Annotated in this window: 21 protein-coding genes; 7 read left to right on the top strand and 14 right to left on the bottom strand. The window is 34.4% G+C overall.

Going from position 1 to position 20,582, the window contains the following annotated elements:
• Positions 1–110 precede the first annotated feature (110 nt).
• A complete protein-coding gene (locus SB775_RS07065; RefSeq protein WP_410861035.1) occupies positions 111–548 on the bottom strand; it encodes an endonuclease domain-containing protein in 438 nt (145 codons plus the stop codon).
• Positions 549–860: 312 nt separating this feature from the next.
• On the opposite strand from SB775_RS07065, the gene SB775_RS07060 reads away from it, so the two are divergent.
• The 6 genes from SB775_RS07060 (at position 861) to SB775_RS07035 (ending at position 5,943) form a co-directional block, all read left to right on the top strand.
• A complete protein-coding gene (locus tag SB775_RS07060; RefSeq protein WP_410861033.1) occupies positions 861–1,172 on the top strand; it encodes a hypothetical protein in 312 nt (103 codons plus the stop codon).
• A complete protein-coding gene (locus SB775_RS07055; protein WP_410861032.1) occupies positions 1,169–2,329 on the top strand; it encodes an FtsK/SpoIIIE domain-containing protein in 1,161 nt (386 codons plus the stop codon). Before SB775_RS07060 ends, SB775_RS07055 begins: the two co-directional genes overlap by 4 nt.
• Complete coding sequence (locus tag SB775_RS07050; RefSeq protein WP_410861031.1) at positions 2,313–2,993, top strand: replication-relaxation family protein; 681 nt, start codon at positions 2,313–2,315, stop codon at positions 2,991–2,993. Before SB775_RS07055 ends, SB775_RS07050 begins: the two co-directional genes overlap by 17 nt.
• 138 nt (positions 2,994–3,131) lie before the next feature.
• Positions 3,132–3,758, top strand: coding sequence for a hypothetical protein (locus SB775_RS07045; RefSeq protein WP_410861030.1), 627 nt, complete (start codon positions 3,132–3,134; stop codon positions 3,756–3,758).
• 233 nt (positions 3,759–3,991) lie between these two features.
• The gene (locus tag SB775_RS07040; protein WP_410861029.1) at positions 3,992–5,116 is read left to right on the top strand and encodes a hypothetical protein; all 1,125 of its coding nucleotides are present in this window, start codon (positions 3,992–3,994) and stop codon (positions 5,114–5,116) included.
• Between the two features lie 98 nt (positions 5,117–5,214).
• Positions 5,215–5,943: a peptide arginase family protein gene (locus SB775_RS07035; protein WP_410861028.1), complete on the top strand. Its 729-nt coding sequence runs from the start codon at positions 5,215–5,217 to the stop codon at positions 5,941–5,943.
• A 101-nt stretch (positions 5,944–6,044) separates the two neighbouring features.
• Here SB775_RS07035 and SB775_RS07030 read toward each other — a convergent pair whose 3' ends face one another.
• The 3 genes from SB775_RS07030 to SB775_RS07020 all read right to left on the bottom strand — a co-directional run bounded on the left by SB775_RS07030 (position 6,045) and on the right by SB775_RS07020 (position 7,396).
• A complete protein-coding gene (locus SB775_RS07030; RefSeq protein WP_410861026.1) occupies positions 6,045–6,707 on the bottom strand; it encodes an N-acetylmuramoyl-L-alanine amidase in 663 nt (220 codons plus the stop codon).
• Positions 6,708–6,723: 16 nt separating this feature from the next.
• Positions 6,724–6,948 carry a BhlA/UviB family holin-like peptide gene (locus tag SB775_RS07025; protein ID WP_410861024.1) on the bottom strand — a complete coding sequence of 75 codons (225 nt, stop codon included), beginning with the start codon at positions 6,946–6,948 and terminating at the stop codon, positions 6,724–6,726.
• A gap of 118 nt (positions 6,949–7,066) precedes the next feature.
• Entirely contained in the window at positions 7,067–7,396 is a 330-nt protein-coding gene (locus tag SB775_RS07020; RefSeq protein WP_410861023.1) for a hypothetical protein, read from the bottom strand.
• A gap of 172 nt (positions 7,397–7,568) precedes the next feature.
• On the opposite strand from SB775_RS07020, the gene SB775_RS07015 reads away from it, so the two are divergent.
• Entirely contained in the window at positions 7,569–8,237 is a 669-nt protein-coding gene (locus tag SB775_RS07015; RefSeq protein WP_410861022.1) for a hypothetical protein, read from the top strand.
• Positions 8,238–8,300: 63 nt separating this feature from the next.
• On the opposite strand, the gene SB775_RS07010 is transcribed toward SB775_RS07015, so the two are convergent.
• The 10 genes from SB775_RS07010 to gpG form a co-directional block, all read right to left on the bottom strand.
• Positions 8,301–8,546, bottom strand: coding sequence for a hypothetical protein (locus SB775_RS07010; protein ID WP_410861021.1), 246 nt, complete (start codon positions 8,544–8,546; stop codon positions 8,301–8,303).
• Between the two features lie 263 nt (positions 8,547–8,809).
• Positions 8,810–9,688, bottom strand: coding sequence for a hypothetical protein (locus SB775_RS07005; RefSeq protein ID WP_410861019.1), 879 nt, complete (start codon positions 9,686–9,688; stop codon positions 8,810–8,812).
• Between the two features lie 99 nt (positions 9,689–9,787).
• A complete protein-coding gene (locus SB775_RS07000; RefSeq protein WP_410861018.1) occupies positions 9,788–10,027 on the bottom strand; it encodes a hypothetical protein in 240 nt (79 codons plus the stop codon).
• Positions 10,028–10,108: 81 nt separating this feature from the next.
• Positions 10,109–12,331 carry a BppU family phage baseplate upper protein gene (locus tag SB775_RS06995; protein WP_410861016.1) on the bottom strand — a complete coding sequence of 741 codons (2,223 nt, stop codon included), beginning with the start codon at positions 12,329–12,331 and terminating at the stop codon, positions 10,109–10,111.
• A 54-nt stretch (positions 12,332–12,385) separates the two neighbouring features.
• Positions 12,386–13,372: a hypothetical protein gene (locus SB775_RS06990; RefSeq protein WP_410861015.1), complete on the bottom strand. Its 987-nt coding sequence runs from the start codon at positions 13,370–13,372 to the stop codon at positions 12,386–12,388.
• 6 nt (positions 13,373–13,378) lie between these two features.
• Positions 13,379–14,821, bottom strand: coding sequence for a phage tail protein (locus tag SB775_RS06985; protein ID WP_410861014.1), 1,443 nt, complete (start codon positions 14,819–14,821; stop codon positions 13,379–13,381).
• A gap of 15 nt (positions 14,822–14,836) precedes the next feature.
• Entirely contained in the window at positions 14,837–15,646 is an 810-nt protein-coding gene (locus SB775_RS06980; RefSeq protein WP_410861012.1) for a phage tail family protein, read from the bottom strand.
• 4 nt (positions 15,647–15,650) lie between these two features.
• Positions 15,651–19,844, bottom strand: coding sequence for a phage tail tape measure protein (locus tag SB775_RS06975; RefSeq protein WP_410861010.1), 4,194 nt, complete (start codon positions 19,842–19,844; stop codon positions 15,651–15,653).
• 15 nt (positions 19,845–19,859) lie between these two features.
• A complete protein-coding gene (locus SB775_RS06970; protein WP_410861009.1) occupies positions 19,860–20,075 on the bottom strand; it encodes a hypothetical protein in 216 nt (71 codons plus the stop codon).
• Between the two features lie 38 nt (positions 20,076–20,113).
• Positions 20,114–20,497, bottom strand: coding sequence for a phage tail assembly chaperone G (gene gpG / locus SB775_RS06965; RefSeq protein WP_410861008.1), 384 nt, complete (start codon positions 20,495–20,497; stop codon positions 20,114–20,116).
• Between the last annotated feature and the right edge of the window lie 85 nt (positions 20,498–20,582).

Here is a 20,582-nt window from a genome sequence, read left to right as displayed (position 1 = left end):
CTCCCTCATAGCCTATATATTCATTATATAGGTAAAAAGTCCTAGTGACAGTATTGTGAAGAAATTAGCATTTCTTTCTTAGTTGTGACAGAAAACGTAACAAACACTTTTTAATTAGAGTGTTTCTTCTGTATTTCAGATTCAATTCGAGTAATCACCTTACTCATATTCCCATTGATGGTGCTTCCACTAAACCGCAGCGTTTTCCATCCAATCGATCTTAGGTATGCGTCTCGCTTCCTGTCGTGTGCTTTAGCTTTTTTACTTGAATGAAAATCTTTGCCATCACATTCAATGGCTAACCGATACACTGGAAGTGCTATATCAATTCTATACCTTCTTATTGGATACTGTGTAGTTACTTTATAATCCCTCATCCATAATGCTTTCAATACCCTTTTCTCAATAGGACTTTGACATTTATCCAGTTCCACAAAGTATGGGGGTATGTATTGATCCACCGTCACTCCCCTGCTTCTTCTAATGTCCAAGCCAAGAAAAACAAACCCTGATATTACTAGTCCAAAAAACACGATGTATTCTACCATTGTAAATAAATTTCCCCTTTCTCGTAGGTACAAGCAACATCTACGAACTTTCTACATATCATTTACCAAAGTAGATACGATTCCATTATTGAATCACCTACTGATTATCTGAAATAAATCAACTAATTATCGACTGATCAGTTACTTTGTTTTTACTTATTATCATTACCAAAGAAAAACAAGTTTAATCCGTTGGTATGACTGAAACAAAGGAATTTGTTAAGAGTGAACGGAGTGAGGGATTAAGGGGGAGCGCGAGTGGGATTTATTTAATTCTAATTGACTGAATATTTAAAAGGAGGAATTGTTCTTATGAGAAGAAAGCATACTATACAGTTACATTCATTTATGGACGGAAGTTTTAAGGATAAAAAGAAGGTAAAATGGAAAGCCAGTACGAATATTAACCTATATTCAGTCAGTCCATTTATTTTATTTGATCCGACAATTTGCCTTATGGGTGTTGGGCTAGTATCCATTGCCTTATTGGAAAAGTTTTTTGAACATCAAGGAAATTATGACATAGCTGAAGCACTTCACACAGGCTTTAATATCGCTATACCTTGTATAGCATTCGGATTTATATGGAAACTAATGATTAGTGTTAGTGGGGTGTTTTTATGATGGATAAGTGGAGAGCAAAGATGAAGCTACGTGGTTCATTGATGAGGGCATTTAAACTTGGTGGAATCCACAAGCAAACTACAACGCAATCAAAGACGTATACACGTTATCCCAAGATTCATGATGTCCATATTCATGAGGAAAATGAAGCTGTCAGATTCACTTTTACCTTACCCGATGGTGCTAATCCTGATTTGGTTTTGAAACAAGAATGGGTATTCAAACAGTGTTTTGGAAATAACATTGAAATAGATGGTAAGGTGAAGAAGTTTATCTTGTGGTGTTATTCAAAGGACATGGAAAAAGATATTCCATACGAGTTTAAAAAAATTCAATCTCATTTGAAGGGTAAAATAATCCCTATTATGTGCGGTGTAGATAGGTTAGGTAAGATGAATGTGAAGGATATGGCAGAAGAACATCATATGTTGCTCACAGGAACTACCGGAAGTGGTAAGAGCTCATTAATTAGGGGAATATTGACCTCTTTGATTCTGCATAAGTCACCAGATGAAATACAGTTCTTACTTGGTGATTTAAAGTTTTCAGAATTCGGTATTTACAAACGACTACCTCATGTAATGGGTGTTTACATGGATGCTCAATCATTATTACCGCAGCTTCAAATGGTTGCAAAGGAAATGGAACGTAGAGGTAAGTTACTTGATAAGATGGACGTTGAAAGTATTTTTGAATTAGAGAATCCTCCACCCACAATTGTAGTGTGTATTGATGAGGTTATATTGCTCAAAGATAAACCAAAAATAATGAAAATAATTGAGAGTATATCCTGTATAGGGCGGTCTAATGGAGTTTATCTGATGTTGTCAATGCAACGTGGCGATGCTAAATCATTGGGTGGACAATTGAAGAATAACCTCACCTTTAGAATATCAGGTAAACAGTCAGATGAAACGAATGCAAAAATAAGTGGATTGAAGCAATCAGTTGACTTAGATACTGCAGGCAGGATGATACTTTCAACTCAAGGTAAAGAAAGAGTGATCCAAGTACCTTATATGGATAAGAAGAAAGCTAAAGGGTTACTTGATCCATTAAAACTTAAACAAGAAAAACAAGAGCTTGAAGATGTCGCAGATCGAAAGGTAAATGAATTTTCATTAGATGAGGTGTTCGATAGTGAACCAAAGGGATAAAGCCATTATTAATGACTTGAGACAATTCAGAATGATGTCAAGAAACCAGATAGTTGAATTACACTTTAAGCACCTTAAGAATCCTATAAATTCTTGTAATAGTGTTTTAAAGCGCTTAACAAGGGATAACTTTATCAAATGTAGTACTCTTCACTCTCCATACGTTTACTTCACCGTTGACTGCAATATTAAACCAGACTCAACTAAAATCCCCCACTTCCTTGAACTTGTAGATACTGTTATTGAAATGAAAGCACATAGGGAAACCAAAAACCTTATGATTGAGCCTAAATATGGAGACAAAGGAACAGTAGAACCGGACATCTTTGCTATTTGGTTTAACCCAATATTTATTGAAGTTCAGCGTAATGTGTATACAAAAGAAGTCATGCAAAAGAAAATTGATCTTTATGAAAGCTACTATGATACAGGAGATTGGAAAGATGAACCTTGGCAAAAACCAGATAAAAAGGTATTCCCTTCTATCCTAATTATTACACCTACCCGTTATGCAGTAAAAAGTACAAAACTTGAAATTTATCAATCCCCTACCATTTCTGACTTTATTGAAAGTAGATCAGGTGAAGCAATATTAGAAGTAAAAACTAAACCCGTAAAAAATGTAATTCAATCAAATGGTGGATCATTGAAGCTAAAAAAGTAAAATTAATTTACAAAACATATCCATAACTGTTAATCTTTAATTAGGTAATGAGTTAATCTTCCTACTCCTTTAGGGGGATTTAATATAGGCTAAGAAATTTACTTATATTAATAACAAGCTATAGAACGGAGATTTAAAATGATTAATAGTACAGAAGCGTTGATTAAAGAAAAAGAGAAGCAAAAGCAGGAACTAATTACACAAATGGAGGTTTTAAAGGAAAAATATCTTGAACAGTTGATAGTATTTGTTGATTTATGGATTGAAAAAGAATCTTTATCTACTATAAAAAGTAATCCTGATAAAGTTATAGATTTAGGAGAATCAAGAGCTAAAGAATTAAAAAATGAAATTTTGAAGTTAAGGGCAGGTTCTTCTGAATTAGTCTATAAAAATATGAATTCTCAACATATTTGGTGGCATACTAACCAGGATAAAGCTCTTTATTATGGAAATGGATATAAGTTATTAGACAGAATTGATAAACCCATAAAAAAAATGTTAGGTGTTCTTGGTGGCCTTCTTAATGATTATGGAATTATTAAAATCAGCACAGGTTATGGTGCTTTTAGCAGTTCTGAAGCAAGTTCAAACTGGTCAAATGAGGGATATAAATTGAGAATTACCTATTCAGATGAACTTTATGCGACCAACAAAGCATATGTTAGTCTAATCTCTGAAACTCAAGGGATAAATTTAGAAATAGAAGAGTTGGAAAATAAGAAAAAACGAGAAAATGTTGAAGATTGGTGGGACTCACTTTAGGTCTTACCACATTAAAGTATTTATTTAAGTTTCAAAAAGCTTTCTTAAATCAAAAGCCCCTACTCAGAACGAGTAAGGGCTACATTTTTTTGAAATCATCTTACGTAAGGTAGTTTATAATAAATATAGAACTATATTACAGATAAAAAAGTGTCTAGGTCTTATTGAATAACACCTAAATTTGTTGCAAGTGTAGATTATCCAAAGGCGTTTATAAGAAAGGGTTGCTTTTTATGAAAATGGACTTCCTAGAGCCTTATCTATTAGAGGATTTTAAACAAGTTATTTCTGATAATGAGGACTTTCTAATTCTGGAATACGGAAATAATAATGGCAAAAATAAATTGAATTGTGTTTACTCGGCAAGAGATTGGATTCAAGTAGTAGTTAACAGTATTCCCTCTATAGATTTAAAACACAAAAACCAAGATGTTTTATCCCTAAATATGGTTCAATTTATAGGGGCAATTGACTTACTTGTCGAATCTGTTCAACAAATTCATAGAGTTCTTAATAATGATAAAAATTATCCATTACTTAAAGACAATACTACGTTCAGAAAAAGTATTTCCGATGATGATTATTTTTCACATATTAGAGCAGCTTTTGGTACTCATCCAGTTAATTTAGTCAGTAAAAATGGGATAAAATCTAAAAAAAGGTACTTCGCATCATGGTCAAGCAGTAGTGGAAATGGAATATTTAGTGTCCATTTGTACAGCAATGATCCAAATGAAAAAGATGAGGAATTGACTATTGATTGTAAGGAATTAATTTCTTATTGTCAAAAACGTTATGAACATTTGACCGGGTTAATCAATATCATTACTAAACAAGCCACTCAGTTTAAAAGTGAACAATCAAAAATTTTAATTACTAAAAAAGAAACACCTTTGGAACAGCTATATATTCTAAGGGCAGAAAACAAGAAAAGATTTGGTGATGATGGATATAAATGTGAAATCGAAGAATTAATTGAACTTTATGGTGCTCCTAAAAAATTTAATTTTCCTAATGTGATAATAAATAACTACTTAGATCAAATAAGACCGTGTATCGATGAAATTTTTGAAAACCTTCAATCTATGTGTATTGTAGATTTAATGATTTATCCGTCTCCACGATATAATTACAAACCTAACCTAAGTAAACACTCGTATTATATTCAAAAAATATATGAGCATATCATTAGAAGTGATTACTGGCATCAGAGAGATATGATTCCATCTTTTATTGAAGTTTTAAAAGAAAATGATATTTTACCGGATTTTGTAACTATAGATTTAGACAAAAGGGATTTAAGGTTAATCTTGAATGCAATATTATATAATGAAGGTGCTAAAATAGCGAATGTTTAGAGTGAAAAAGGAGATGAGCATACTATTATTATTGATATTACAGGAAAATCACTATTTCACTTTACTAATAGAACGAACATTGCAATAGGAGTGAAAATATGGGGGCGCTGAAAAATTACAAGGTTTGTTTTCCAGAACATAAAATATTTGTTATGTGTGATCACAATTGGGCTTTCGCTGCTTGGGAGTTAAGTAAGGTGTATGATTTTATCGAACCAAATGCCACTTTAGTCCATGTTGACGCCCATTTAGATGATCTTCCGGATGGTATTTTAGCGAATGGATTAGGTTCTATTAAAAATAAACAAGATGTTTATAATGTAACTGAAAAATTGCAAATTGCAAATTTTATATGGGCGGGATTTGCAACAGATTCTATTGATAACATAATTTATGTAACACCAAAAACAAATGAAACACAAAGCCATGATCCATTTGATCTTTCTGATTGGAAGTTCAATGAATGTGAATTAGAACTAAGTGAGTTATTATCTAGAAAGAAATACCAAGGTAAAAGGTTGCAAACTATTGAAGACCTTGTTTATGAAAAAGTAAACGGTCGGATTTCTCAATATTTAAATAACAAACCTGTAATACTTGATTTAGATTTGGATTATTTCAATACAAGTCAATATTTTGAGCCTGAATTAATGGATGATGAAAAGATAAGAAAAAACCTCATTTCTTTGCGGGATTTATATGATTGGGATTTGATTACAGTGGCTTTGTCTCCTTTGTTTTGTGGAGGGGATGATGCATGTTGGCATATTTACGAGATATTCTTAGAAGTATTTAATTTAGACCTAACTAAAACTGAACTATGGTAATAAAATAATAAATTTAAAAGTTTATAAAGCCATTTTATCATCACTCTTTAAGTATGAAAAAATGAGTGCCCTTCTCACATAAAGAGGGGCACTCATTTTTTCTACCCTTTTACAATACTAGCTGAATATCCTTTTTTCTTTAAGTCCGCTACTAATTTAGCTGCGTTTTTCTCATCAGAGAATGCACCAACTTGTACCTTATGTAAAACACTTTTCTTTTCAACTGGTTTAGCCTCTTCTTTCAGCTCTTTACCCGATAACGTTTCAGCTATTGCTTTACAACAGTTATCAAAGTTCTTTTTGTAAGAATCAGCATTAGTTTTAGTATCGACAAAGCATACTTCAATCAGGATAGCTGGTTTAGCTGTACCTTTTAGGAACCCCAGATCAGTCCGTTTTTTTGCTCCTCTATCTTTAATTCCAAGTGCTTCAGCAATAGCTTTAGATACCTTTGCAGCCAATGCTTTATTTTCGTCACCATAATAAAGAACCTCTGTACCACCAATTTCCTTTGTTCCTGCATTAAAATGTACGGATACATCTAAATCTCTACTTTTACTATTGTGATATTTTACGATTGTGTTGATATTGTCTCGTTGAGTTTTTGATGCATCATCATTAAATGTATGTACTTTACAATCTAATTCTTTTAGATATTCAGCAACTTTCGGTACTACCTTCCTTGCCTCATTAACCTCATCGATATAACCACATGCTCCTCGAACCTTTTTAGCGTGTCCACTTGAAATAACGAATTCATTCATTTTATTTCCTCCTTAGTTATTTATTATCATGTACAATAATTTGTTTAATTTCATTTACATCTTGAGCCAATGTTGAGAATGCTTGAGCTTGTGTTTCAATTACATCTTGATTCTTCTCAATTACTTCTTGATAATTTGCTTCACGCTCCTTATTGGTTTTCATTGTTGAATACAACATCCATACAAATAATGCTGCGAATCCACCTTCTTTTAAAAACATGCTTAAGATTTCTGTTTCCATACTTTCCACCCCCTTTATTGCATAATAAAAAGCCGCCCTTTTGGAACGACTTGGATTGTTGCTTATTTATCTTTAAAATACTACAGCTTATTCCTACTTAAAGGACTCATTGGGAATATCATTTTGATAAAGCTACTTGCTCATTTCCTTCCAATACCTTAATTCCTTCAACTTGCCATAAAATAGGCAAGAGATGTTTCACATCCATGAGAACATTATCATCGTGTAATTCTAGATGAGCCAATTTATTAATTAAAAATTGACGAATTTCTTCAATATGAATTGAACCTGATCTATTAATAAATTTAAAATTTAAAAGGTCCTTTGTATGTCTTCCTATTGTCTCAACATCTTTCTTCTTTTCTTCTTTCTTCTTTTCTTCTTTTTTCTGTTCCTCAGTTAATGGATCCTCTTGATTTCCCTCAAGCTTTTGTGTTTCATCTGCCATGTTAACTCCTCCTTTATCCTTATGGCTGTTACTAACTATTAAATTTGACAAGATTCTTTGAATTCCTCTTTTTTTGAAAGATGAAATAATGAAACTCCCTGGTTTAAATTTGTCTATTCAAATCTTCAACCTTATAATAAACGAAGAATATTATATAGGGGGATATAAATAAATGTGGATTACTAACTACGAATCCTTTTGGGATTCTTTCTGGGCTGGGCTTATATCCGGTACTATCTACAGTCTCATTGTGGGTATAATAGTTGGTTTGGTTATCTGGAATTTTCAAAAAAATGCGGAAACTAGACAAGTTGAAAGGCAATCTGAAAGAGAATTTAGCGTTTTTATACAAAGTCTTTGGGTGAACCTCAATCTAGTTAATTCGGTGACTTTAGGTTACTCTTTCAATTCGTTCATTCCAGTTAATATTAAAAAGTCTATGGATTTAATTAAGGAAAGTCCCATTTCTTACTGGAATCATACTTTCAATGAAAACCACAGATATAAAAAAATTACGGAATCAATAATTGAGATACAAGAAAAGTATAATGAGTATACATTGTTATCAAATAAACTAGATAACAATCTTCTGCAAATTTTAAAACCCCGCTTTGCTAATTCTCCTGAGCTAAAAGTTATTGTAGCACTTGTTAACAATATAGACGAAAAAACGCTTATTGAATGGGGAACGGTACAAGAAGCCTATGGAATAAAAGAATACAGTGAGCAGCATAAAAAATTCTTAGATACCAACCCAGAGGACATATACCAGTATCATGAGACTATTAATACAATTCAGTCTAAATTTAAGAATTTGAAAGATGAATTAATAACATCATAGTTACTGTAAACAAACTGAGCTAACTCATTTAGTTTTGAGTTAGCTCAATCAACCTCAGTTTATTTAGCAAAAAATAATTTTTGTAACTGGAGTTTCTGGAAACTCTTCTGTTGGTTCAATAAATACGCTATCTCCACTCCCCCTAATATCTTCAATAACATTTTCATACACATAGTTATTCTGCTTTTTAATTTCAATACTGCATGCGTTTGGGTAATTATAAAGTGGGCCAAACGTATACCTATAATCCTCTACCATTATTTCTAATGGCAGGTTTGAGAAACGAACTTCAATCTGTTTTGTGGCCATTTTCTTCGTACTCCTTTGCTATTTTTTTCTTGTTACATAGATAATATAGCAAAACTCACAATATCATTACGTTTTTTACATTTTATTATACTAAAAATTCGAAACCTTCAAAAAATAGGCTATTTTTGTATTAAAATTAACTTATATAAGAAAGGGTGGGTTTGTATGGGATTATTAGCATTAACGTGCCCTCCACTCGTGGAGATATTTTTGCTCCCTTATCGCTCAATCCTATACGTTACGGTGGCAGGTGGTGTTCCTGCTTACCTCGGTATTAGCATATCGAAAGTGATTGAATTAACATCTACATAAGGATTCCGCTTTATAAAGGTGTAATACCTGGTAGATAAAGTTTTATGATTGATGTTTTCAGCCTTTGCTACATCTTTCATTAGGCAAACTTTACCTTTATAAATGATCTCTACAAAATTTTTTGTAATAGATTGAAGCATTTCAAAGGAAATTTCCCCCTCTTCAATTTGAGGATTTCGTTGCTTAAAACGGTAATAACGGCTCGATAATGTTTTGTTTTCAATGTTTTCTAATTGAGCTACCAATGCCATTGGCTGTACTTCACCTTTATAAATGAGCCGGACAGAATTTTGTTTATTCCATGCCTGGTATTTGGTAGGAATCCATTTGCAATTAGATGGCTCATATCCTTTGTCTACATCCATACGCTCAATGGAGAGAGTATCATTATATCCATTGGCATATGCCCACTCCTGGAATGTAGCAAAATCATCTTTCCACTCATCACATATGGTTATTCCTCTCCCACCATAATCCGGATAGTGAGAGTCATTAGGATTTAAACATCTTCTTTTTATACCGGACCATTTGGAATATAAAAGTGTGAGCCTACCATCATGCGTGGTCCTGGCTTCTGCAATATATTTGGTTCTTTTACAGCCACAGGATTTTGTATGCCCTTTTTTTACTTTATGAGCATCATAATCCTTAATACTCCCACATGAACATTGGCATTTTAATCGTCTTTGACCGTTTTTACTTCTTTCAGCTTCCTCTAGTACAGTTAATTCATTAAAGGTTTGACCAATTAATGCCTCGAGATTTTTTTCTGCTTTTTTCTTGTTGTTTGCAATTAATCGCTCAATCTTTTCAATTTCCCATTGTTCCATGTATATTTGCCCCTTTCAATCACACGAAACCATTATACAACATAAATGGGAGAATTTATTTTTTTAGTTTACACTTAAGCACAGTTTGTTCCAATAGTTTTAATACAGATCAATTTTTTCGATGTCAATGTCAATATATTTTTGTTCAATGTTTAAGGCATTACTTAAAAATCCTTTTACATCCCCACCTGAGATGAAAATTTCCCCGCCAAAGTTATTATTTTCAGCCAGAAGTTTAGAAACCCTTTTGTTTTCGTTAACATCAGCTAAACTTACAATTATTCGAGCAATACTATGATAATCATCTTGGTAGGAATGATCAACTAAGACTTCAATCATTTTTAAAACCCCTTTAGTTTATTTTCATTATAACGGTACCCCAGGACTGTAAAAGCCCATTAAGCCTTCGTTCAACAATTATTAACCTGCTGTAAATACTAGTGCTCCTGCATCTGAAACCGTGATCTTGTAACGTGTTCCATTTGCACTGTACATGAAAGTACCTTCAAATCCACCAGTTGCATTATTCAATAATGCTCTTGTTACTCCAACTACATCATTATTAAATGTCTGAATGTTGCTACATGAAGATGTAATTTCTATTCCATATTTTTGTAAAGAACCACGTATCCTGTTATTGTAAACACGACCATTTCTTGTTGAACTGGATAAACTCATAGAGCTTCTTGAACTTCCACTTGCATTTTCAAGTGTAATGTCATTAAGTATGTTACTATGAATCTCTACTCCATCTAGACCAGAAATAAGGAATCCAGTACGTCCGCCCCTTTCTGCTCTGTTCCCAACAATGTAATAATCCTTCGTATACCCTTTACCAAGATTCTCTGCAATATCACCATCATTTACATAAACTATTTCTGTGGTTATGTCATTCACTAAATTGTCTTTAATTTGCACATTATTACAGTATGATGACATGATAAACCTATAAGCCGTTCTACATGTATTACCCTGAATCAATACATTGTCACAGAAATTTACCAAGATAGATTCATTTGCTGTTCCTGTATAACCTTCGGATATGTTATTGATAATTTGAACATTCTTAAATTTAGCAACTACATCGTTCAAAGCCCATGCTGCAATGTAAATATCTCTTTTCTTTGATGAGTTAAAGTTATTAGCTTCAATTACAACATTCTTACCTGATTCTGGAATACCGTTATCATAGCCACCTTTGCCATCTGGATTAGTGAATCTTACTCCATATTCACAGTTATTGAATGTATTGTTCTTGATCCAAACATTTTCATATTTAAAAGGTCGAATTCCTGCATAGGTACATCCGTCAAACGTGTTGTCATAAATGCGAATATTTTTAATGAATTTGCCCGGTGTATGTCCATGATTTCCAACACCACAAGGATAAGAAGGAAGATTTTCACTTGCTCCAAAGTAGTTGTTTCTTACAGTAACATTCACACTAGGTGTACCATCGAATTCACCAAAAGAACTAAATCCATCTATTGTGTGAGTTGAAATCTGAATAGCTTCACGAAAATTAGATGCACCATCTCCATCGACTGTGTAGTTAATGTCATATCCTTTAAACCTACAACCCTCAATCAATACGTTCTTACTTGAGTTCAAATCAACTGCATGTGCTCCACGTACATCTAGAATCTCAATGTCACGTAAAACAATATTCTCACCACGAGCTAAACCTATTTCATTGTAATGTTTATTACGAGCTTTAATGTTTCCGTCTAGTATTCCACCCTCAATAGTGATATTTCCGTTTCCGTTATACCCTGAGAACATATCGCCTGTTCTTCCATTAATAAAGAAGCCAGCATTATGATCACGAAGAATTCTTGCTCCCTTATCCATGACAATCTTTGTATTTTTACTTAGATACAACTTGTTTGTTATTCGATATGTACCAGCAGGAATGTGACAATATACCGCCCCTTTGCTTATTGCAATATCCAATATTGCCTGTAGGATTGGAGTAGCATCTTGTTCGACCTTACCTGTTGCACCCTTCATTTGTGGTGTATACATTGGAAAATAAACACCACTTGCACCTGTAACTTTGTTATCGAAATCATTCAATCTGTCATTTAAAGTTGGGAAAGTTGACCTTGCTTGCAACGTTTCAACTACAGTTTGATTATTATTCTGTTCACTAATCTTTGCTTGTTGTGCGGATAGTAATGCATTTTGTTCATGTTCCAATGCGTTCTTTCCTGCTGTTTGAGCATCAAATACAATTTGATTAAACGCTGGAAAACTATTTGAGCTTTCAATTGTTCCATCATCAAATAAGCCTTTGACTGCTGTATATGAAAATCTAGCTGTAACAGAAACTCTGTCTTCCGTATAATAAACCATTAACTCTGCTGTATGATTACCTTCGACTGCAAAAGCTTGTGTATTTAAAACAACTGTACATAATCCTTCTGATGCATCAATTACATCACAATCCTGAAATACTACTTTACCATCAGGTTTCTTTATTGCCATTCTCACTTTCACACCACCAGTTAAAACAACTGGTTCTCCATTTTGTTTAATATTTATGATAATTTTAGGTGTGTTTAAATCATTTGTATTTACAGTGAACATGTTGTTTTGTACTTTTTTCATTGTGTCCACTGTTATTGGATATGTTTTATACATAATTTTCCCCTTTCGAAAACATAAAAAAATAAGCACCCTGTAAAAGAGTGCTTATCAACTAATTCCTCCGCTTGTTATCTCGCCACCAGCATAGAAATGTTCATTTTTAGTTGTTCCTGTTACTGTATTGTTATTGTATTTATGAATAGTTGAACGTGCAGATACTACTCCATATAGATTGCCTGTACCAGTGTTGTTCGCTTCAATCGTAACTTTTGAACTAAAGTTAGCAATAATTCCATTGTAACTATTTGATACAGTACATCCAGCAACAACACCCAATCCAGCAGAATAGTAAATACCAGACATTCCACTTGCTTTTTTATCCTTCACTGATATACAGTTATTCGTATTTACGTAAGAACAACGATCATAATGGAATCCATTCTTTACTGTTGTTGTGGCCTCAAATCCACTAATATTAAGATAAGCTTGAACATTGACTGCAAAAAATGAATTAATTTTTACATTAGTTGGAACATCGAGATTTCCAATAATCTTAATATCTGAACCTTGTTTACTTCTTAACACTAGGTCTTCTGCGTATACACCGTCAGCTACAAATATGTTAATTTCTCCACCAGTAGTTGATTGAGGTATCATGTCTAACGCTTTTTGAATTGTCTTAAATGGTGCAAGTGTTGACAATCCATCGTTCCCATCATAGCCCCAATTTTTATCCACGTAGTAATACTTATCTACAGGTTCATCAATATTGATTCTCTTTTTTACCTTGTCTGCGTAAGCCATTAAACCTTGTAAGTTAAGTGTATTGTCTACAATGTCTTTTTCTATTTCGGTTAGATGTGCAAATAGTGAAGGATATTCCTCCCCATCTCTTGACATTCTCGCAGCGACTACTTCTGGATTACCTCCACCTGTAGGGTTCACTAAAACTGAATTTAAACGAGCCGCCATTGTTTGATTCATTTGGATTAATTCTTCAAGTTCTTTTTGTAACCCTTTAAAGTTTTCATTCAAAGCATCCCTATATTCCCTGTTGAATTGTAATTGATCCATTTCTTTAGGATTGAATACCATATAATTTTACTTCCCCTTTCCTTTTAATATTTGTTTTGTCCCATTTAAAAGAACATTTCCAATTGTTATGATAGGAGTTTTATTGCTTGTAGGATAATCCGTTATTTCTACAACCCTTGTGTAGATATCAATTCCTAATTTCTCATGCATAAGCCATCCTGAATCCCCTCGACCTATATCTTGACCAATATCATTTACTAAAGTGTGGTAATCAAATTGTGTGGAGATAGTAGGGGTATCTTGTAGCTCGCCTTTAATAAAATTAAGTAGACTTGTATTATCTGTGAAATCCTCATTGTATATTGGGTCTGCATGTAAAATTCCGTATTGAGGTATAGTGCTATTAGGACTTAAGTAACCGACACTTGCATAATACTTTTCACTACCTACCCTTGCACGATACGTTGTTATAATTTTACCTGTTGGTTGGTGGAAAACTGGTAGTACATCGCCTTTTGTCATCGTATTCTTACCATCCCTGCTTGCAAGCCTAACGTCTACAGAATGAGTTTTATTTTCCAAACCTCTGATGATTTCAAAAGTCTTTACTTGATCTGTAATAGGACTCCATAAAGAAACTGTTTTGGTGTTAGAACCGTCAATCGTAAATACAACTTTCCCACCCAACCATGTGCAAATCATATCTATACTAAAACCAGTACCTGTAAACTTAAATTGAAAACTGTCACCTAGTACATCAGTTTTCTTACCCATTCCAACTCCTGTATTTTTTGCATTCCATTCAGCTAGTTCCTCTGATGTAGAGTTATCCCATTTTCCATCAAAGTCATCGACCACTAGGGTACTTTTGATTCCTGTTGAAATATCTGTCTCTTCTCTTTGTTTACCAAAACCTTTTATATAGGTTCTCAAAGTATTAATATCACTTTGTCGGTCTGTTCCTGTTATATTGTGTTTATGCCTAAATTGAAAATCGTTGTCTTTCCCTATTCGGTTTTTAATTGTTATGTGAAATGCCGATACGCTGTATTCTACTTTGAATTTTTCTAAAACTTCTTTGAATAATTCGTATGAATTGTTTTCACCATATTTTTCAAAGGTCACATTTCTAAAATTACCGTCCAAAGAATAAGTGATTTTCGTGCCATTTGTTATTAGATTCATCGCTTGAGTGATACTAATAGAACCACTTAGTTCGCTATAAACTCGATTTGTCTCTAAATCAGTTATTACTGCATTCACACAAGTTACTTCTTTGAATGGTGTATCGTATTCTAACCATTCACCACATTGAGTAACACGAAAATAATCGTCTTCATATTGGATAAGAGAACGTCCTTGTATCAAATCAAATGAACAGCTATTACTTGATGAACGATAAATCCAAAAATTAAGTGAGTATTCACCATTCAATACCCATTTTCTTGTAGGTAGCTCATAATCAACAAGTGGCTCAATCTCTCCATATAACGAGTGAACTACTAACACATCTTCACCCCTTTCTTATAAATAATAAAACCGAAAATCAAAAGCTATTTCAAAAGCAGAAGTAGTACCACTTATGGTAAATTCATTCCACCCTTTTAATAACTTGACTGACTTTCGGTTTGTATCATTGAATATACTTGCATCATTTTTCCTTGAGAATACTTGATCCAGTGTAATTGTGTCATAAGAGTTAGTACTACCTGAATATCTCCAATATTCGCCTGTTGTATTGTTACGAATAGTTAAGCCATCTGAACTACCTTTAAACGTAATTATGAGTGGCTTTTCTCTAGGGTCAACTTCTATATCACCAGCATTGTAAATTTTAAAATTCCTATTGGTGAATATGTACCCATTGTCATCATTGAGTAGGTTTTGACCAATTCCCCAAGTTTCAGAATCAAAGGATAAAGGTGACAATGTACTTCCAGTAGACTCACTCATCCCATCTATAGCAGTAAAGTTCAATGTGATTTTTCCTACCCTGTTTCTTGTATACTCTGCATCAAACCCATCACAAGATACTTTCCAACGTTTGAATGGTTGTCGTGAATCAATTATGTAATATGGGATATCGCTATCAAACAATACGAACGTTTCATCTCTTTTCAATATGAAGTCAGACTTATCACGAGCTATGAATAAACATTCAACTAATACTGTACGTGTAGTTAATGCATTTGACGTTACCAAAGAACCCCTTCTCCCCTCAATATCTTGAAGGGAAAGGTTTCTTTTTGGTGAAGAAGGTTCGAATACTGATAACTTAAAAAAACTACTTGTATCAATAACCTCCCCTTGTTCAGTTTGAATAAAAAGTTCCATCTAATCACCTCTCATTTCTTAAAGTCTTACCTAACCTTTTTTCAACTGCTGGAAAAATAGCATCACCTAATTTTCTTTCATTCAAGTTAAGTTGAACTATCTTTTCGCTTTTTGCAATAAGTTCACCTAACTTTTGAATTCCTTCATTTATTTCTTTTAGTACAGTATTAGATAACCCTTCACCATTTCCTGAAATAGCCGCTGATGTAGCTGATTTTGGAACACCCATAGATTCTCCAGCATCTTGCCACATACTTAGGTTGTTTGCACGATACTTAGGTTCAGAAGTTAGTACCCATTCTTTCCAACCTCTTTCACCTAACTCTGCCATTTGTCGGTGATTAATTTCTCCACCTGTTCCATACTTTCTTGCACCTCTTGGCCCCCATCCTCTTTTACCATATGGAAGGTCACGCCTCCATGTTGTATTGTTGAAGAAGGCTAAAAGTTGGTCATAACCAGAATAAATATTGCCAGCACCTTTCATTTTATAAGCGTTAAATGTTTGCGGAATGTACTGCAATAATCCACGAGCAGGATTTCCTGATAAAGTGTTAATATCAACTACTGCAGAACTTTGTGTAATCTTTTGATTACCGCCTGACTCACGTTGAATTTGTGCAATGATCCCGTTTAATTCATAGCTAGATAAACTTTCTCTCATAACTGCTGCGGCTTTTTGAATTTGTCCTCTCCAAGCTGATGCACCGCCAGCAATATTAGGTGCTTTACCGCCACCTACTCCACCGATTCCACCAAATGAATCAATTAAATCTTTAGCCCATTTAGCACCAGTATTTAAGAAGGTACTAACTGGATTACCAACAAGTGCTTTACTACTTATAGTATTTAGTTCAGGAAGGTTTGAATTCTTAACACCAAACTTATCAAACGCTTTTCCTAAAACCCATTTTCCACCTTTGAGAATACCGTTTGTAATCCAATCAAAATGGTCATCATCAGTTCCTTTTGCATAAGTAGGAAATCCGTATTTCAAAAGTTGTTCTGTTTGAGCATGTGGTAAAACACTTGTCCCTCTTCTAAGGTTTCTAAACTCTGCACCATTACTACCAGAAAGATATGTTCCTCTCCCCGGCTCATGGATCAGTTCTCGACCTTCTTCTGATACGATTGCCAAACCACCGGCATGAGTACCATCAGGTGTACCTGTAGCCATCATAGGGATAGGCTTTTTAGCAACACTCTTATTAGTAGTCAATGAAGGTGTTGAATCTGTTTTACCTTTTCCAAAAATCCCTCTAACCCAATCGACTGCCTTTTTGATACCATTCTGCATTTTATCCCAACCAGTTAGAACCTCACCTGTTTCCCAATCCACATCATCAATATGTCCTTTAGCTTGCTTTTGAGATTCCCTAACAACACCTTTATGCATCTCTTTAGCTTTCTTGACTGATTCATCTCTTTGACGTTTTGCTTCTCCAATTAATGTATCAGCTTCTTCTGCACTAATACTTCCTGTCTCATCACGCTCACGAATAATAGCCGCTATTGCTCCGTCATACTTTTTGTTAGCTTCTTTGATTGTTCCGTCTTTAGCTTTCTTACTATCCGCTACAGTTTTAGCCGCTGTTCTTGCTGTGATTGAACTAGAATTAGTTCTTAATTTTTCCATGATTGCTTGTTGTTCAACTTGACCTTCTGATAAAGTTTTAACTGCCATATCCATCATTTGTTGATTGATTGCATTGATTTCAGCCTTTTCAACTTCCGAAGTTTCACGTTTTTCTTTTACTGCTTTATCTGTAATTTCTTTAACTCGTGCTTCAAACTTTTCAATTCTAGCTACTTTATCCGCATTAGCTTTATCAATTTTCGCAAGCAATTCAGATTGATATCCGTCTGTAAGAACACTTCCGTTAAACACGCTCTCTATGTTTTTCTTGCTGTCATCAAAATCCTTTTTCAAACTGTTCTTGATTGTTTCGCCCATTTTACTGAACGTTCCAACTAAGTTATCAGCCATTTTTTGAGTTACAGTTTGACCATCAGAAGCCATGATGTTTAATTCTGCTGTAGCTTTTTCGTTTAAATCCTTGTAACCTAATACCGCTTTAGTAGTTGAGTCAGAAACCTTATCACCAAAATCAGTTACTGCTGGAATACTTTCTTCCTTTAGATGCTTATAAAGCTTATAACCACCTTGTGCAAGTAACATAACACCTGTAACAGCTATTCCTACAGGGCCACCAAATGCCGCTAAACCACCTCTAGCTATAGCTAAAACAGAACCTAAGTTCTTGACAGTTTTTACTGCACCTAATACTTTACCGCCCATACCAGCTATACCGCCACCAGTTTTAACAGCGTTAACACCGAATTTAACCATCTTACCGCCAATGTTAATAAGTTCAGGTAGGAACATTGTAGCTATTCCAGCGACCATGCCGAATTTACCACCCATCATAGATAGACCTGTTCCTGCAGCCATAGCACCGCCTTTAACAGCACCCATGCCTTTTCCAGCTCTACCAATCCTACCTCCTGCTCTTTCAACCTTTGCACCTGCAATTGTGGCTTGTGTTCCCATAGTTGTAATTGAAGCAGTTGTTAGTTTTGCAGATGAACGATATTTACCAAACCATTGAATTCCTGCTCCAATACCGCCAGCTAAAGTTCCAAATGATTTAAATAATATTGCCATTCCGAGTGTCACAGGAGCTATTCCAGCCGCAACTAATCCGAGTGTAACAATTGTCTTTTTAGTATCATCATCTAAACCAGAAAACTTATCGCCCATCTTACCTAGCCATTCAGCCAACTCTCGAATACTTGGAGTCATTACATCAGAAACTTGAATACCAATGGATTCCATTGTTCCCATTAAAGCATCCATAGCTCCAGCGAAATTGTCATTCATGATTTTTGCGGCTTTTGCAGATTCGCCAGCACTATTTTCAAGTGAGTCAGTCATCTTATCAATGTCATCGCCACCAGCAGCCATTAGTGAAAGCATACCTGATACTGCTTCTTTACCTACCAAACTTGCAAGGTTTGCGGCTTTTTGAGTTTCCGTTTGTCCTTCCATTGATTCAGAAAGATTATCCACGAGATTTGCAAGTCCTACAAAATTACCTTCGTTATCAGTAATTTGTATACCCATTGACTCCATGAGTTTGTAATTTTCTTTTGATGGACTTAAAAGACTAAGTAACGCAGAACGTAAGGTTGTTCCAGCCTGTTCACCTTTCATCCCTGCATTAGTCATAAGACCAATTGATCCAGATAATTCTTCAAAACTAATACCTAATGAAGCCGCTGGAGAACCTGCATATTTCAATGCATATTGCATATCAGTTAAATCAGCCGCAGTTACGTTAGCTACTTTGGCTAAAACATCGGCAACTTTACCTGCTTCGCTTGCATCTTTTCCGAAGATATTAAGTGAGGAGGACATTACTTCTGCAGTTTGAGCCATATCTGAACCAGACGCTTCACTTGCAGAGATAACACCCGGCATTGCTTTTAATATTTCTTGTGTTGAATAGCCAGCTTTAGCCATTTCAAGTTGACCTGTTGCAACCTCTGATGCTGACTTAGTAGTAGTTGATCCTAATAAAATTGCTTGTTTCCGCAACTCTTGAAACTCATCGGCTGTTGCTCCTGATACGGCTTGAATCTTACTCATTTCTTTATCAAACTTCATACCAGTCTTAACAGCCATGACACCAATTCCAGCAATAGGAGCTGAAACCCCTATGGCTAGACTGTCACCAAATCCTCTTAATCTGTCACCTGCACCGCTTACTTTATTAGCAAATGTATTTATGCCTTTTCCAGCAGTTTTCCATTTATTTTCTAAGTCATGAATCTTTTCGCCAGTCTTGTCCATTCTTCTGATTAACTCGTTGTAGTATGAACCAGCTTTGTTTAGTCTTTTTCCTGCTTCAATTGCTTCATTACTTGTTGCTCCATGTGATTTAACTAAGTCTTCATACCTCTTCTTTAAATCACTGACATACTTTTTCTGTAAATTGAATTGCTTACCTAAGTTTTCATGTGTTGATTTTAATGCATCTAATGAATCACCATACTTACCGAATTGTGATTTTTGGGCTTTCAGTTCTGAATTCAGTAACTGCATTTGTCCCATTACGTTCTTTGTACCTTTTGTAAACCTGGTATCATCTAAACCGACACCAACGAATAAGCCTTCACCTATTTGTTCTTCAACCATCTAATTCACCTACCTTTATATCGGGAATTGATCAGCACTAACTAATCTTTCTCCTTTAAACCTGCCACTTGTAATGATTTCTCCAACCTTCTTTTTCACATTTGGGTTTCCATCTTTTTCTCTCTTATCTGCTCTAAATTTAAGTAATTCCATGAAGTATTTAACGTCCATTTTATCTACGTCATTTAAAGACATACCTTGTTCAAAAACCAAGTAGTTGTAATTCTCCATGACCTCATCATGCTTTCTTTCAATTAAAGGCTTTGGGTTTACTCCACCGTCTGTGGAGCTTGTGCTAAAAAATCAGCGTTCTCTAAACTTGCTTTCGCAGCTTCCTCAAGTGCTTTAAGTTGTACATCGTATTCAGGGTATTCTAGAATTTCGTGATAGAAAATATCGTACAATTGTCTGCTAGATGTTTTGATATCTAGTCCGTTTTGAATGTCTGTAAATGTAAATTGTTTTTCAAAAATATCTACTACTAATTCAAGTTGCATATCTAGAGCTTTTTCTTCTGTGATTTTTCCTTTGCTTACTTTGTTAAATAGGTCAGTTGTTTTTCTTTTGTAGAAAAATGGTACGAATGATTGCGTAAAAGTCTTTTCCTCAAATTTTCCTGTTTCTTCATTTTTCATCATTAATTTAAATTTCATTTTTAAATTGCTCCTCATCATTTTTAGTTTTTGTTAATCAAAAAAAGACACTGCGTTAACAGTGCCTTCATATAATTTTATTTAT

This window comes from Peribacillus sp. SIMBA_075 (genome assembly GCF_046534585.1).
Note: the sequence above shows the minus strand (reverse complement) of the source record. Positions and strands in the feature narration are given on the sequence as shown.

Coding starts and splice junctions, on each gene's coding strand:
- SB775_RS06970 (WP_410861009.1), bottom strand. CDS start 20,075: ATGGAGAATTACAACTACTTGGTTTTTGAACAAGGTATGTCTTTAAAT.
- SB775_RS07040 (WP_410861029.1), top strand. CDS start 3,992: ATGAAAATGGACTTCCTAGAGCCTTATCTATTAGAGGATTTTAAACAA.
- SB775_RS07030 (WP_410861026.1), bottom strand. CDS start 6,707: ATGAATGAATTCGTTATTTCAAGTGGACACGCTAAAAAGGTTCGAGGA.
- SB775_RS07000 (WP_410861018.1), bottom strand. CDS start 10,027: ATGATTGAAGTCTTAGTTGATCATTCCTACCAAGATGATTATCATAGT.
- SB775_RS07015 (WP_410861022.1), top strand. CDS start 7,569: ATGTGGATTACTAACTACGAATCCTTTTGGGATTCTTTCTGGGCTGGG.
- SB775_RS06995 (WP_410861016.1), bottom strand. CDS start 12,331: ATGTATAAAACATATCCAATAACAGTGGACACAATGAAAAAAGTACAA.
- SB775_RS06990 (WP_410861015.1), bottom strand. CDS start 13,372: ATGGTATTCAATCCTAAAGAAATGGATCAATTACAATTCAACAGGGAA.
- SB775_RS06980 (WP_410861012.1), bottom strand. CDS start 15,646: ATGGAACTTTTTATTCAAACTGAACAAGGGGAGGTTATTGATACAAGT.
- SB775_RS07025 (WP_410861024.1), bottom strand. CDS start 6,948: ATGGAAACAGAAATCTTAAGCATGTTTTTAAAAGAAGGTGGATTCGCA.
- SB775_RS07045 (WP_410861030.1), top strand. CDS start 3,132: ATGATTAATAGTACAGAAGCGTTGATTAAAGAAAAAGAGAAGCAAAAG.
- SB775_RS07055 (WP_410861032.1), top strand. CDS start 1,169: ATGATGGATAAGTGGAGAGCAAAGATGAAGCTACGTGGTTCATTGATG.
- SB775_RS07020 (WP_410861023.1), bottom strand. CDS start 7,396: ATGGCAGATGAAACACAAAAGCTTGAGGGAAATCAAGAGGATCCATTA.
- SB775_RS07005 (WP_410861019.1), bottom strand. CDS start 9,688: ATGGAACAATGGGAAATTGAAAAGATTGAGCGATTAATTGCAAACAAC.
- SB775_RS07065 (WP_410861035.1), bottom strand. CDS start 548: ATGGTAGAATACATCGTGTTTTTTGGACTAGTAATATCAGGGTTTGTT.
- SB775_RS07060 (WP_410861033.1), top strand. CDS start 861: ATGAGAAGAAAGCATACTATACAGTTACATTCATTTATGGACGGAAGT.
- SB775_RS07010 (WP_410861021.1), bottom strand. CDS start 8,546: ATGGCCACAAAACAGATTGAAGTTCGTTTCTCAAACCTGCCATTAGAA.
- SB775_RS06975 (WP_410861010.1), bottom strand. CDS start 19,844: ATGGTTGAAGAACAAATAGGTGAAGGCTTATTCGTTGGTGTCGGTTTA.
- gpG (WP_410861008.1), bottom strand. CDS start 20,497: ATGAAATTTAAATTAATGATGAAAAATGAAGAAACAGGAAAATTTGAG.
- SB775_RS07035 (WP_410861028.1), top strand. CDS start 5,215: ATGGGGGCGCTGAAAAATTACAAGGTTTGTTTTCCAGAACATAAAATA.